Annotated in this window: 8 protein-coding genes and 4 pseudogenes; 3 read left to right on the top strand and 9 right to left on the bottom strand. The window is 67.8% G+C overall.

Annotated features, from left to right (window positions below; translation table 11 throughout):
* Window positions 1-438 precede the first annotated feature (438 nt).
* The 6 genes from ACFXKA_RS41780 to ACFXKA_RS41755 all read right to left on the bottom strand — a co-directional run bounded on the left by ACFXKA_RS41780 (window position 439) and on the right by ACFXKA_RS41755 (window position 8,522).
* The gene (locus tag ACFXKA_RS41780) at window positions 439-1,746 is read right to left on the bottom strand and encodes an FAD-binding oxidoreductase (RefSeq protein WP_379431728.1); all 1,308 of its coding nucleotides are present in this window, start codon (window positions 1,744-1,746) and stop codon (window positions 439-441) included.
* A gap of 26 nt (window positions 1,747-1,772) precedes the next feature.
* Window positions 1,773-3,224 (bottom strand): amidase family protein, encoded by a 1,452-nt coding sequence (locus ACFXKA_RS41775; protein WP_379431727.1) that lies wholly within the window; start codon window positions 3,222-3,224, stop codon window positions 1,773-1,775.
* Window positions 3,221-3,673: a DUF2871 domain-containing protein gene (locus ACFXKA_RS41770; RefSeq protein ID WP_379431726.1), complete on the bottom strand. Its 453-nt coding sequence runs from the start codon at window positions 3,671-3,673 to the stop codon at window positions 3,221-3,223. The genes ACFXKA_RS41775 and ACFXKA_RS41770 overlap by 4 nt, the downstream gene beginning before the upstream one ends.
* A 7-nt stretch (window positions 3,674-3,680) precedes the next feature.
* Entirely contained in the window at window positions 3,681-4,118 is a 438-nt protein-coding gene (locus ACFXKA_RS41765; protein WP_379431725.1) for a DUF4267 domain-containing protein, read from the bottom strand.
* A 73-nt stretch (window positions 4,119-4,191) separates the two neighbouring features.
* Window positions 4,192-7,449: a BTAD domain-containing putative transcriptional regulator gene (locus ACFXKA_RS41760; RefSeq protein ID WP_379431724.1), complete on the bottom strand. Its 3,258-nt coding sequence runs from the start codon at window positions 7,447-7,449 to the stop codon at window positions 4,192-4,194.
* A gap of 167 nt (window positions 7,450-7,616) precedes the next feature.
* On the bottom strand, window positions 7,617-8,522 hold the full coding sequence (locus tag ACFXKA_RS41755) for a TIGR03620 family F420-dependent LLM class oxidoreductase (protein ID WP_379431723.1): 906 nt from the start codon (window positions 8,520-8,522) through the stop codon (window positions 7,617-7,619).
* A 79-nt stretch (window positions 8,523-8,601) separates the two neighbouring features.
* Between ACFXKA_RS41755 and ACFXKA_RS41750 the strand changes: the two genes are divergently transcribed.
* Entirely contained in the window at window positions 8,602-9,246 is a 645-nt protein-coding gene (locus ACFXKA_RS41750) for a TetR/AcrR family transcriptional regulator (RefSeq protein ID WP_379431722.1), read from the top strand.
* A 367-nt stretch (window positions 9,247-9,613) separates the two neighbouring features.
* Here ACFXKA_RS41750 and ACFXKA_RS41745 read toward each other — a convergent pair.
* Window positions 9,614-9,751, bottom strand: a pseudogene (locus ACFXKA_RS41745) (IS256 family transposase); the annotation flags it as partial.
* A 199-nt stretch (window positions 9,752-9,950) separates the two neighbouring features.
* Here ACFXKA_RS41745 and ACFXKA_RS41740 point away from each other — a divergent pair.
* A complete protein-coding gene (locus ACFXKA_RS41740) occupies window positions 9,951-11,153 on the top strand; it encodes an IS110 family transposase (protein WP_379431729.1) in 1,203 nt (400 codons plus the stop codon).
* A gap of 43 nt (window positions 11,154-11,196) precedes the next feature.
* On the opposite strand, the pseudogene ACFXKA_RS41735 reads toward ACFXKA_RS41740, so the two are convergent.
* Window positions 11,197-11,562, bottom strand: a pseudogene (locus ACFXKA_RS41735) (transposase); the annotation flags it as partial.
* 53 nt (window positions 11,563-11,615) lie between these two features.
* Here ACFXKA_RS41735 and ACFXKA_RS41730 point away from each other — a divergent pair.
* A pseudogene (locus ACFXKA_RS41730) lies at window positions 11,616-13,750 on the top strand (ISAzo13 family transposase).
* 9 nt (window positions 13,751-13,759) lie between these two features.
* Here the strand turns inward: ACFXKA_RS41730 and ACFXKA_RS41725 are convergent.
* Window positions 13,760-14,292, bottom strand: a pseudogene (locus ACFXKA_RS41725) (transposase); the annotation flags it as partial.

The raw sequence follows: 14,292 nt of genomic DNA, 5'->3' as shown, positions 1-14,292 counted from the left end.
CACGATCCATGTCGCTGTCATCAACCAATGGCTCGGGCAGTAGTGAGGGCGGGCCACACGCCCGCCCTATCAACTTCGAGACAGGCCCTAGCCCGGCTCGATTGGCTCGCCGACAATCAGTCCCGAAGTCCCCCAACAACTCTCGGCTGGCATCACACGCCAGTCCTGTCTCCCGATGCTGCCAGGCACAACTCGGATCGGTCAGCCGGGCTGGGGACCATGCCGTGGATGCGGTCGATGAAGGTGACGAAATCCGCCATGAACCGGGTGGGGAACCGCGACGTCACCAGAAATTAGAGTTCGCCGCCGACAGCACCGGGGTGTGCCGCCACCCCCTCGGGGCTGGGACAGCTGATCGCGGGCACCGCACTGCCCCGCCGATCACGATCGGCGGGGCAGTGCTTCGCGGAGGTGCCCGAGGGGCTCGAAACCGAAGGTTCAGTGGGGAATCGGGAAGTTGGCGCGGAATACGCCGTGTGGGTCGCGGGCCTGCTTGAGCTTTCGCAGCCGGTCCACGGTGCCGGGGTCGAAAACGTCTGCGACACTGTCGCCGGCGGACAGGACGGTATACGGTTTGCGGCCGCTGACCCGCGCGCCCAGATCGGTGATGATGCGCTTCTGAGTGGCGTGGACCGCGGCAACCGTGTCGGGGTCCGAGCCGATGGCCTGCAGAGACAATGCGTAGGGCTCCGTGAACGGCGGAACCGCGCCTCGGGTGGGCTCGGCGAGCGCACCTCCCAGCTGCCGGACCTGGATGCCCAGCATCGGATCGATCGGCTCGTGCAGCAGAATCTCGGCGGCGGTCTCGTCCAGTGCGGTCAGCAGCTCGGCTCGCACCAGTCCGGGGCCCGGGGCGGTGGGCTCGTTCACGATGGCGCCCAACTCGGCCGGGGACAATTCCCGGCGCGTGTCCGCGAGAACGCCGTCGATCGTGTCCAGCTGTCGCAGCAGGTCTCGTCCACGCGTCGGTTCGCCCAGGTAGGCGGCGGCGATCGCGATGACCGGCGGAGCCTCCGGCAGCTCCAGCCGATTGAGCCAGACCGTGAGCTCGGCCGGTGCGTGATCGGTGATGTCCCGGAAGGCCGCACGGATCGCCTCGGTCCGCTCGGCCGGCCAGGCGATCAGGCCACCGAACAAGGCCGGAGCCGCGAACAGATCGAACTCCATGGCCGTCACCAGCGCGAAATCCCCACCGCCGCCACGCAATGCCCAGAACAGCTCCGGGTCGGACTCCGCGGTGACCCGGGCTGGACGACCATCGGCATCGACGATGTCGAAGGCCTGAACGCTGTCGGCCGCCCAACCGTGTTTGCGGCCGAACCACGACAATCCGCCACCGAGGGTATAGCCGACAACGCTGACCACCGGGGAGCTGCCGGCCAACCCGGTCAAGCCGTGCGGGGCGGCCGCCGCCTGCACCTCGCCCCAACTGGCTCCCGCGCCGACGCGGGCGCGTCGCCGCTCCGGATCCACCTCGACCCGATCGAGCCGACGCGTGCGCACCAGGATGGTGCCCGCGGTATCACCGGATGCGCCGTGGCCGTTGGGCTGAGCGGTCACCGACAGGCCGGCGTCACGTGCGTAGCCGACCACGGCGGTCATATCCTCCGCGTCCTCGACGTGCACCACGGCCGCGACCGGCTGGTCGACATTCAGATTCCACGGCGTCCGTGCCGTATCGAACTCGTCGTCACCCGGCAGCAGTACCCGTCCGCGCACAGCGGATCGCAATGTGTTGTGGGACATTTGAATTCCTTTCGCAACAAAAATGTTCACAGCGTCGTGCCCGAGCCACCGGACGGAGTCAGGCCCCGGATGGCTGGGTTGGTTGCCGGCGAGATGGGTGTGGGCATCGGAAAGGCCGCTTCGATATGGGCGGCGGCGGTCAGCGCGCGCCGCTCGGCGAATGGGGCGGTGATCAACTGGACCCCGATGGGAAGACCCTCGGCCGAGACGCCCGCGGGGACCGTCACCGCGGGCAGCGCCAGGTAGTTGGCGGCGATCGTGAGGCGGTGCGCCGCATACATGGTCGCGACCTGTGCGGTGCCGCCGAGGTCGTAGCCGACCGGCCAGGGCAGTTCGTCCGAGACCGGGCCGAGCACGATCGGATGCTCCGCGAGGAAGCGGGACCAGGCCGCGCGGCGGGTGAGGCGCTCACCCAGCGCGGTCATGTAGCCCGCCAGATCCAGCGGCGGGAACAGGTCGATCGCCGCGTCCACGAAGGTGTTCAGTCCGGTGCTGCCGACTCGCCGCATGGCTTCGCGGCGCTGGACCACCACCTCGGTGGAGACCAAGCGGCCGTAGTCCGCCGCCACCTCGCCCAAGTGCGGCGGATCAAGTTCGGCCACCGGATATCCCGCGCGTTCGAGGGCGTCGGCGCAGCCGAGCAGTGCGGCCCGCACCTGCGGATCGATATCGTCACCGAGCGTGACGGCAACCGCGGGCAGCGCGGCATCGGTCGCGTCACGCACCGGAATCCATCCGGGATCGCGCGGGTCAGCGCTGTCGCTGAGGACCTCGAAGGCGGTCGTCAGATCGCGCACGGTGCGCGCCAACGGCCCTGGTGCCGCGAACAATTGGTTCGTCGGTGCGGGTGCGGCACCGGACAGGCTCGACGCCACCGCCACCCGGCCGGGCGTGGTGCGCAGGGAGGCGACTCCGCAGAACGCGGCGGGTACGCGCAGCGAACCGCCGAAGTCGGTGCCCAGGCCGAGGGGTGTCATGCCCGCCGCTACCGCCGCGGCGTCACCGCCACTGGAACCGCCCGGGCTGCGAGTCGGGTTCCACGGATTCACCGTCGGTCCCGCCTCGTCGTTGTCGGTGTGCCAGCGAGTGGCGAAGTCCGGCATGTTCGTTCGCCCGATGACGATCGCCCCGGCTCGCCGCAATGCGGACACCGCGGGTGCATCCGCTGTCGCGACGGCCTGTCCGAGAGCCGCCACACCCCAGGTGGTCGGGCTGCCCGCAACATCGAGGTTGTTCTTGATGGTGACCGGAACCCCGTGCAGCGGCCCGGTCGGCGCCCTACGGTCGGCCGCGGCCGCCTCCGCGCGCGCGGTCTCAGCGAATACCGTGGTGAGCGCGCCGATTTCGGAATCGACCTGTTCGATGCGCTCGAGATGCGCCTCGACGACCTGGGCCGCGCTGACCGCGCCCTCGGCGATCAGCGCCGCGAGCGAGACCGCATCCCGCGTCCACAGCGCGCTGTCCCGGCCGGTGATCACGATGCCTCCTGTTCGGCGAATACCGCTGCGGTGCGTGGCGTTCGGCTGTCATCGATGGATTTGCCGAGGGTGATGAAGAAGAGGACCAGCCCGGCGGTCAGCAGGATGTGACCCAGACCCGCGCAGAGCGCGATCGCCTCATTGCTGCTGCTGCCCAGCACGGCGAGGGTGCCGTGCACGGTCATGACCGCGATGGTGGTGACCAGGCCGATGTTGTACAGCCAGAAGAACCAGGCGTACAGGCTTTTCTGGGCACTGAGGGTGAACTGCTTCTCCAAGGCCAGCACGATGAGGAAGAACAGCATGCCCAGCGCCAGCACGTGGGTGTGCACGACACCGAGCTGCGACTGCCCGGTGAAATGTTCGGCCTTGGTGATCTCGCGGTAGTAGAGCCCGGAGATCAGGCCGATGATCATATAGATGTGAGCGGTATTGACCAGCGTCTTCATCTGGCGCTCACCGGTTTTCACGGCGTAGCAGCAGCGCGCCGGTGGCGGCCACCAGGGCGGCGGTGAGGCCGTGAACGTTCAGGGCGGTGGCGGTCGAGCCGCGGCGCACCAGGATGGTGAGCATGTCGCCGGTCGGGATGAGGGCGGTGGTGAGCAGGGCGACGCCGACGGCGCGGCGCTGCCCGGCCGCGAGCAGAGCGAGCGGGATCAGGCCGGTGACCACATCGCGGACGCCTTTGACGTTCAGGAAGCCGTCGGCCCCACCGCGCGGCCACTCGGTGAGGCCGAACCCCGGGGCCATGCGCTTCGGGGCGAGCAGATAACCGCCGCCGACGGACATGATGAACCCGGCTCCCAGCACTGCGCCGACAGTGCCGAGACGTGCGCCGAGGCGACGGGAATCACGCACGAAAACAACTGATTCCGTGTTCGGGGGAACAGACATGAACACTCCTGGATCGGTGGGATACGCGTCCCGAGGATCCAGTGCTGCCCGTACCGTTCGCTGACAGTCGTTGTCAGCGAGTGGTACGGAGGAGTTCGAGCACCGCCCCGTCCGGAAGCCGAGCGCCCGCGAGGAATTCCGCGCTCAGGCGCACCGGCCCCAGCGCCGTTTCGGCCTGGTCGAGCGCCCGCCGCCGGAACGGGCCGATGCGGATCACCCCGGCCCTCCGGTTGATCCGGTCGGTGGCGCCGAGAATGCGGGCCGCGCGCCCCGCATCGCCCTTCGCCAGAGCAACCAGGGCGTAACCGATTCCGACCTCGGCCAGCAGCGCCGCCGAGGTCTGGGCGGCCAGCTCGCGGGGCACGGCCAGCTCGCGCAGCGCGTCGTCCGGCTGCCCCGCCGTGACCAGGGTCGCGGCGTGCGCGGTGCTCACGAAGACCAGGTTCACGAAGCGAACGGTGTCGTGGCGTCCGGCGGGTGGCGGGGCGGCGGGGAGCGGATGCCCGGACATCCGCCGGAACAGTTCCATCGCGCCGTCGTTGTCGCCGTGCAGGTGCGCCAGGTGCGCCTGCGTCGCCGCCAGGAAGCGCCCGGGCGCGGGGATGATATGCGGGGTGATCAGGGCCTCGGCCTGGTCCAGATGGATAGCCGCGCTGTCGGTATCGCCGCCGACCAGGTGCATCTCCGCCGCGAAGAGCAGCACGCCCATACGCTCACCGGCGCCCAGGTCGGGGCTGAGCAGTTCCAGCGCGCTCGCGATCAGCGGGCGGGCGCTGTCCAGGCCGAGCATGCGAGTTCGGTAGCTGGCCAGGGAGATCAGGGCGCGGCTGTGTGACCGGGGGTCACCGTGCGCGCTCAGACAGGTCAGCGCCGCTTCCAGGGTGGGCAGGGCGCGGGCCGGATGGTCGCCGCCGAGTTCATCGAAACCTTTTGCTATCAGCGCATTTCCGCGTAGCCATGGATCGTCGGAGGCGGTGCACGCGGTCAACAGGCCGTCGTCGTCGCCGAGCAGGTCACGCAGCGCCAGAATGAGCACGAACATCGGGTGCGGGGGCCGATCCTCGGTGAGGGCCGCGCGGGTCAGCCGCTCGAATTGGCCCGTGTTCTCCCGGATTTGGCCCCACCAGATATTGGTGAAGTACGCCGGCAACTCCTCGGCGTACCGGCAGGCCAGATAGGCTCCGGTGCACCCCGGCGGCGGTGTGTCTCCGAGCAGTGCGAGGACCTCGCGGCGGCGTTCGGAGATGTCGCTGTGCAACCCGCGCAGCAGCCAATACCAGACGAGATTCGCGTACAGGCGAACCGCACGCTCACCGTCACCGACGTCCAGCGCCCAGCGCAGTGCGGTTTCGCAATTGCCGTGTTCGGTGATCAGGCGGGCGAGCCAATCGGGTTGTGCGGCAGTGCGCAATCCGTGGGCGGCGGTGTCGGTGAATTCCAGGAAGCAGTCGGCGTGGGTGCGGGCGACCTCGTCGGCGTCGCCGGCGGCGGTCAATTCCGCTGTCGCATAGGCTCGGATGGTCTCGGCCATTCGATAGCGCCGGCCGTCGAAGTCCACCAACGACTTCGTCACCAGTGACGTGACCGTGTCGATGGCGTCCGGACCGCACACCCGGATGATGGCGCCCAAGGTCGCGCCGCCCGCGAAAATCGAAAAACGCCGGGCTGCTGCGGCTTCCGCGTCGGTGAGCAGTCCCCAGCTCCAGGCGACGGCCGCGTGCAGGGTGCGATGGCGCGGGACCGCGTGGCGAGTACTGTTGGTGAGCAGCCGGAAGCGATCGGTGAGCCGCTCGGCGAGGTCCGGCAGCGGCAGGCTCCGCAGGCGGGCGGCGGCCAGTTCGATGGCCAGCGGCATGCCGTCCAGGCTGCGCACGATGGCGCGGATATCCGCGGAATTACCCTCGGACAGTACGAAATCCGGAAGTGCCGCGGTGGCGCGGTCGATGAACAGCCGGACCGCGGGCGAGGCGGTGACCGCCACGATGCCCGCGTCGCCTTCGGGCAGGTCCAAGGTCCGGACCGGATACAGTCGCTCGCCGTCCACACCGATCGGCTCCCGGCTCGTGGTGAGCACCCGCAGCAGGGGCAGCCGCTGCAACAGATCGTCGATCAGGCGCGCGGTCGCCTCCACGACATGCTCGCAGTTGTCCAGTACCAACAGCATTCGGCGACCGGACAGCGTCCGCTCCAGTACTTCGGCCCACTCCGTCGACAGTTCGTCGGGTCGCTCGAACTGAGCGAGCGCGTTCGCTATCGCCACTCCGACCGCGTTCACGGCCGGTCGGTCGGTCCGTTCCCGCTCGAGTGCGGCCAGTTCGACGAAAGCGTAACCGTCCGCCCAGTCCATGGCGTGCGCCCCGACCGTCTCGGCGGCCAACCGGGTCTTTCCCACGCCCCCGGTCCCCGACAACGTCACCAGCCGGGCCTCGCGCAACGCCAGCCGCACTCCTTCCACGTCGCGTCCGCGTCCGACGAAGCTGGTGTGCCGCCTGGGCAGCAGCGGAGCGGACACCTTCGATGTGGTCCGGGATGCTGCCGTAACTCCCGTTCGACCCGATTCGGGCGTCGTCTCGATGGCAGGTCCGTCGACTGCGGGATCAGGGGGTGCATTCGTGTGAATGTCTGCCAGGGCCTTGCGCAGCACTTCGGCGGGTGTCGTGCCGAGCTCGTCCAGTAACAGGGCCTCGGTTTGTTGAAACTGTTGTATCGCCTCGGATGTTCGTCCCGCTGCCGCCAGCGCCCGCACGAGTCGTGCGGCCAGTGTCTCCCGGAACGGATGTGCCGCTACCTCCGTGCGGAGTTCACGCAATACCTCGCCGCCTCGGCCCAGGGCTCGAAGGGCGTCCGCTCGCAGCTCGACCGCTTCGAGCCGCTGCTCGGTCAATCGCAGTGCCGCGGAGCGCAATACCTCCGATTCCCCCATATCGATCAACGGCTCCCCGCGCCACAACGCGAGCGCGGTATCGAAGCACGCGATGGCGCGTTCGGCCTCCCCCGCCTCGAGCAATGCCCGCCCCGCCGCGACCTCACGCGTGAACCGATGCACATCGACGTCCTCGGGCGCCAGTTCGAGCACATACCCGCCCCCGTCACTCCGCACCGCCCCCGGCGCCGCTGCGCGCAACCGACTCGCCAAGGTCTGCAACGCATTCCCGGTCCCCGCCGGCGGGTTCTCCCCCCACACCCCATCCACCAGTCGCGCTACCGGCACCACTCGCCCGGCCTCGAGCGCCAGCAACCCCAGCAGCGCCCGCACCCGCGGCCCCCCGACCGACACCCTCGTCCCGTCCGCGGCCTCCACCACCACCGGACCCAATAGCCCTACCAGCATGAATCGTCCATCTCACGATCGATCCTGCGTGCCGCCGCATCTCTCGTCAACCCGGGCCAACCCGGGGCAACGCCGCATCGCGGCCATCGAACCAGCTCAGGCGGAAGCCGACGGTCGCGAGGACCGGATCGTTATCGGCGCAGGGGGATTCGTGAACGGGCTGGCAATCAGTGGCCGATCTCCATGGAGGCCAGCAGCTTCCACTGCTCCACGGGGATGGTGAACGGCTCGGCGGGCAGAGCCTGCAGGCAGACGTGGTCGGCTCCGGCGGCGAGGTGGGCCGCGACCCGCCGGTCCACTTCGTCCTGGCCGACGGCGACCAGGGCGTCGAGCAGCCGATCGCTGCCGGTTCCGGCGAGATCGGCGTCGGTGAATCCGAGCCGGCGCCAGCTGTCACGGTATCCGGGATTGGACAGGTACGCACCGACATGCGCCCGGGCGCGGGCGCGGGCGCTGTCGTCGTCGCTGCCGACCACGACAGCCTGCTCGACCACGAGTGCGCGCTCCGGACCGAGAATAGCGCGAGCCTGCGAAGTGTGTTCGGGCGGAACGAGATAGGTGATCGCACCGTCGGCGCGGTCCGCGGCCAACCGCAGGGCGCGCGGGCCGAGTGCGGCCAGCACGCGCGGCAGCGGGCCGGGGTCGGGTAGCCCGAGCCGACCCCGCAGGGCGTCGGGCTGGTCGAGCTCGTCGAGGTATTCGCCCAGTGCGGCCAGTGGTTTGCGGTACTCCAGCCCGAGGACTCCCTCCACCACAAGGGGATTCGACGTCCCGAGACCGAAGAGGAACCGGCCGGGGTGCGCGTCGAGCACCGCCCGCGCCGAGGCGCGCATCCAATGGGGATGCCTACCGTAGATCACCGCGATCCCGGTACCCACCACCAGCGACCGGGTCGCGGCGAGCAACCCGGCGGCGGTGACGAACGGATCGTGCGCGAGCCCCTCGCTGAGCCAGATCGCGCCCAGCCCCGTCGCCTCGAGTTCGGCGGCCAGTTCGGCGACCATCGTGGGTGGTTGTAGATCGAGGCCGTTCACCCAGAGTCCGGTGCGCGGCATGTTCGGTGGAAGAGTCACGGTCAACCTCGGTGATCTACGATTTGGAATACCGTTCCGAATATATGGAATGGCATTCCGTTTGAGCAAGGAGTAGTTCGTGAGCGGTGCTGACTCGCCCCCGTCGGGCGGTGTACGGGCCGATGCCCGACGCAGCCGGGCACGCGTGCTCGAGGCCGCGCGCGCCACCTTCGCTACCGAGGGTGTTGCGGTGTCGTTCAACGAGATCGCGCGCAGTGCCGGGGTCGGCGCGGCCACGCTGTACCGGCATTTCCCGAAGCGGGAGGACCTCATTGCCGCAGTGGTCGGCGAGAGCCTGGGCGAGGTGACTGCGCTGGCGGAATCCCTGTGTGCCGAAACCGATCTCGAGGACGGACTGCGGCAATGGCTGATCGCGCTCGTGTCACACATTCGTCAGGTCCGCGGGCTGTCGGAGGAGATCGTGCGCGCGCTCGAAACCCCAGGGAATCCGCTGGCGCCGCACTGTGAAGCGGCCATGGTTGCTGCGGAGGGCCTGTTGTCGAAGGCCCAGCGGGCCGGGCACGCGCGAACGGGGGTCGCTGTCGACGACCTGGTCCGCATGGCGACGGCCATAGCATGGACCGGCGACCGGTCGGCCGACGACGCGTCCGTCGACCGCCTACTCGATCTGGTCCTGTGCGGAGTGCTCACTCGGCCGATCGTCCGGAACAATGCAAAGGCGTTGGGCCCCACGGAAACTCATGACTGTGGAACCCCTGGATAGTGATGCAGATGCCCGGGATCATCCGGCGGCCACGCCAACGCCGCAGATACTGCGGCGGTTCGAGCATTTCCGCAGGTCCCGTAGCGCACTACCGCAAGATGAGGCCGGAATCCACGGGGACCGGGCCTGCCGGTCTGCGGTGCACTATTCATCGATATGCCGGCCGGAGCATTGACCGATGGCGCGTCTGGCGCAGGTGTGGGTCGCCGGCGGGGCCCGGACTGCCCGGAAGGTCAGCGGGCGCGGTCGTCATCCGGCATCGGGGAGGGTGCCTCAGCTGCCCAGGCCAGCGGCAGCCGCAGGCCGTCGTGGTCAAGTCCCGGGGCGTGGTGTAACTCGGGTGGTCACCGCATGATCCGGTATTCGGTCAGGCGGTGAGCTCTGCGGGTGCGGTGTCCTCCTGTTCGTCGGCGGAGGTGAGCCCGCGGGAGCGGGCCAGAACGTCCAGGCCGAGGTAGCGGCGGCCTTCGATCCATTCGTCCCTACCTTCTATTGCGGGTGCCCCAGTCGGGACGTATGGTCTGGAGCTCCCACAGGATGTTGGGTATGGCTTCCATTCGTCTGCAGTGTGTGTGGCTCAACACGATTGGCCGCCCGGCATCCACGACGACTCGGCCGCTGATTGAGAATTGCGAATCGATCGCTGCGTAGGGACTCGACGGCGAGGTCGTTTGTGCAGCAAGGCTATTCAGCGAGCGAGGGAGATTACGTTGGATCATGTCTGGGCGGGCGTGGATATCGGTAAGGAGCATCATCACGCTGTCGTTATCGATGGCGCCGGCAACCGGCTGTTGTCGCGCCGGGTTCTCAACGACGAGTCTGCGCTGAGGCAGCTCGTCGCCGCGGTCAGTGACCTTGCCGATCAGGTGGATTGGGCCCTCGACATCGTTTCTGGAGAGTCGGCGCTGCTGCTGGCTCTCTTGTCCGGCCGCGAACAGCAGGTCTTCTATATCACTGGTAGCCAGGTCAATCGCGCCTCGGACGGATATCGCGGCGCGGGGAAGACCGACGCGAAAGACGCTGCGATCATCGCCGATCAGGCCCGCATGCGACGGGACTTGACCCCTGTGCGGTTCGACGACGAACTGATGGCGGAGCTGCGGACGCTCGTCACCAGACGCCGCGATCTTGCCGGCGATCGAGTTCGCTTGGTGAACCGTCTGCACCAGCAGTTGCTCACCGTCAGCCCGGCCCTGGAACGCGCGCTGGACCTCACCAATCACGGCCCCTTGATTCTGCTCAGCCGATACCAAACTCCGGAAGCTATTCGCAGAGCCGGTGTCGAGGAAATCCGTCAGTGGCTGCGCTCCCAGAAAGTGCGCAGCGCCGCAGCTCTCGCCGAGCGGGCCGTGACGGCGGCCGCCGCCCAGCACGTCACCCTGCCCGGGCAACAGTTGGCCGCCGAACTAGTAGCGGATATGGCCAAGGGGGTGATCGCCCTCGACGAGCAGCTCAAACATATCGGCAAGCTCATCGAGGACCGATTTCGCCGTCATCGAACGGCCAAGATCCTGTTGAGCATGCCCGGCATCGGGGACCTGCTGGGCGCCGAGTTCCTCGTGGCCACCGGTGGAGACATGGCTGCCTTTGCTTCTGCCGACCGGTTGGCCGGGCTCGCAGGTGTGGCTCCAAAACCTCGTGACTCCGGACGAGTTTCGGGCAACCTGCATCGGCCGCGCCACTATCACCGCGGACTGCAACGCGTGTTCTACCAGTCCGCTCTTGTGAGTATCCGCACCAACAACCAGTCGCGTGTTTTCTATGACCGCAAGAGATCCGAAGGCAAGAGCCATACCCAGGCGGTTCTCGCGTTGGCTCGGCGCCGGGTCAACGTCTTGTGGGCAATGCTGCGTGACAACCGCTGCTACTCATCCACCTTGCCTTCACCGGTGGTTGCCGCGGCCTGATCAAGGGCACCGTCGTCCGATTCCTCTCGCCACCTTGACAACACCATTGAGCGTCGTGTTGCTCGGCCAGGACGGCGCCGACCAGGCGGATGATCGCGCCGCGGTCGGGGAAGATCCCGACGACGTCGGTGCGGCGGCGGATCTCCTTGTTCAGTCGTTCCTGCGGATTGTTGCTCCAGATCTGTCGCCAGATCTGTTTGGGGAACGCGGTGAAGGCGAGCAGGTCCGCGCGGGCGGCGTCGAGGTGGTCGGCGACCTTCGGCAGTTTCTCGGCGAGGGCGTCGAGCATCCGATCATATTGTGCGGCAACTGATTCAGTGTCTGCTTGATCGAATACCGAATGCAGCAGGGTCCGCACCCACGGCCAGGACGATTTCGGGCAGACCGACATCAGGTTCACGGTGTAGTGGAGCTGTAACGTAATAACGTGTTGGTTTGCGGTGCAAGGTATTTCGGTGTGCTATGGCAAGGGTGAGCGGGGTCGGTGGCGTCGGTTTGGCCGAGCGATTCGCGGTGTTGCTACCACATCTGAACGAGCGGCAGCGGCGGCTTGCGCTGGCGACGGAGGCGCGGTTGTTGGGACATGGCGGGGTGAGGGCCGTCGCCCTGGCTGCGGGAGTGAGCGAAACGACTGTGAGGAAGGGGGTTTACGAGCTCGAAGCCGGAGACGATCCGTGGCCGGGCGGCCGGATTCGTCAGGGTGGCGGTGGCCGTAAGAGCGCCGAAGAGCTTGACCCCCAACTAGTTCCGGCCTTGATGGTGTTGGTGGAACCGGACGAGCGAGGAGATCCGGAGTCGCCGTTGAGGTGGACCACGAAATCGCTGCGGCACTTGGCTGAGGAACTGACACGGCAGGGCCACTCGGTTTCGGCGCCGACGGTACGAAGATTACTGCGGGACAACGGGTTCAGTCTCCAAGCTAACGCCAAGACGCTCGAGGGTGAGCAACACCCCGACCGTGATGTCCAGTTCCGATACATCAACGAGCAGGTCAAAGCCCATCAAGGGACCGGTGATCCGGTGATCAGCGTGGACTCGAAGAAGAAGGAGCAGCTGGGCCAGCTGCCCAACTCCGGCCGGGAGTGGCGTCCCCAAGGTGATCCTGTCCGGGTGGTCGACCATAGTTTCTTCTCCGCACCCGATGCCGGGCAGGCGATCCCCTACGGTGTCTACGACCTCACCACCGACGCCGGCTGGGTCAACGTCGGTGTCGACCACGACACCGCCGCGTTCGCGGTGGCCTCCATCCGCCGCTGGTGGCAGGCCCGCGGCAGCGCCGACTACTCGCAGGCCCGCAGATTGCTGATCACCGCCGACGCGGGCGGCTCCAACAGCTACCGGTATCGACTATGGAAAGCCGAACTGGCGGCGCTGGCCGTCGAAACCGGATTGGTGATCACCGTGTGTCATTTCCCGCCCGGCACGTCGAAATGGAACAAGATCGAGCATCGGCTGTTCTCTCAGATCAGCATGAACTGGCGTGGTCGGCCGCTGACCAGCCATGAGGTCGTGGTGAACACGATCGCCTCGACCCGCACCCGCACCGGACTGCGTGTGGACGCGCAGTTGGACACCCGCGAATACCCGATCGGGATCGCGGTCACCCGAGCCGAGGTGGACGCGTTGCCCATCCACCCACACGCCCAGCGCGGTGCCTGGAACTACACCATCGAACCCGCCGACGCCGCAGCCCCGGACCCAGGACGTGACCGGGAATCCGAACGCGCCCGGGCGGTGGAGCTGCTCGCCGACCCTCGACTGACCGGCATGACCCGCGCCGAACTCGATGAGCTGGCCCGGCGACTGGCAGCGACCCAGGCCGCGCGTTTCGAGCAACGCTGCTGGCAGCAGCGCGGCGGCCCACGCCGCCGAACTCGCGGAGCCGGTGGCCGGCGGCTGCTGTCGCTCGCGGAGCCGGTGGCCGGCGGCTGCTGTCGCTCGCGGCGTCGGTGCTGATCACGATCGTCTACCAACGGCAGGTCTGCACCCAGCGAGTGTTGTCGGAACTACTTGCGGTGAACCCGAACTCGATCGGCGAGATCATCGCCGAGACCCGCATGCTGCTCGACGAGCACGGCCACCGCCTCACTCCGACCACGGGGCTGCGGTTCACCACCGTCGCGGACCTGCAGGCATTCCTTTGCAACGATCCCGCGCCCACGGCCGCGCCACCACAGCCGATTCCGGAAACTCTGTCCGACCCGGTCCTGACCGGAATGAGCCGCCAAGCCCTCGACGAGCTCATTGCCCGCCTGGCCATCCGCCAAGCCGCCCTGGTCGAACGCCGCCGCCACGCCAGACGCGGCGGAGAGCGCATGCCGGGCGCGCGAGGCGGGGTGTTCTACCAGAAGATCACCGACGCCGAACGGGTCCTGGCCACAGTGCTGCTTCAGCGCCGATTCTGCACCCGCTCCGTGCTGGCGGAGCTGTTCGGCGTCAGCCCGGGCACCATCCGCAACGCCGTACTCGACGTCCTGCCACTGCTCGAGCAAGACGGCCTCACCATCGAGCCCGCGCACACGCGCTATCGCAGCTCGACCGAAATCATCATCGCCATAACACAATCCAACATCCACACCACCGAATCGCCATGTTGATTCCTTACAGCTCCAGTGGGTGCGGCAGCGTTGCCAGCTCGCGCCCGGCAGCGTCGCCCCGATCGCCGCGACGAGCCCGGCATGGGCGTCGGAGGTGACCAGGGCGACGCCGGACAGGCCGCGAGCGACCAGGTCACGGAAGAACGCCAGCCAACCGGCCCCGTCTTCACCGGAAACCACTTGCAGACCGAGGATTTCGCGGTAGCCATCGGCGTTGACACCGGTGGCGATCAAGCAGTGGACGTTCACAACACGCCCGTTCTCACGGACCTTCAGCACGAGGGCGTCAGCGGCGACGAACGTGTAAGGCCCTTGGTCGAGCGGGCGGGTGCGGAACGCCTCGACCTGAGCGTCGAGATCGCGGGCCATCATCGACACCTGGGACTTGGAAAGGCTTGTGATGCCGAGCGATTCGACGAGTTTCTCCATCCGCCGCGTCGAGACGCCGAGCAGATAGCAGGTGGCGACCACCGAGGTCAGGGCCCGTTCGGCGCGCTTGCGGCGTTCGAGCAGCCACTCCGGGAAATAGCTGCCGGACCGCA

It is taken from the genome of Nocardia sp. NPDC059228 (genome assembly GCF_042754245.1).
Classification (GTDB): Bacteria; Actinomycetota; Actinomycetes; order Mycobacteriales; family Mycobacteriaceae; genus Nocardia.
This window is presented reverse-complemented; position numbering and strand designations above follow the sequence as displayed.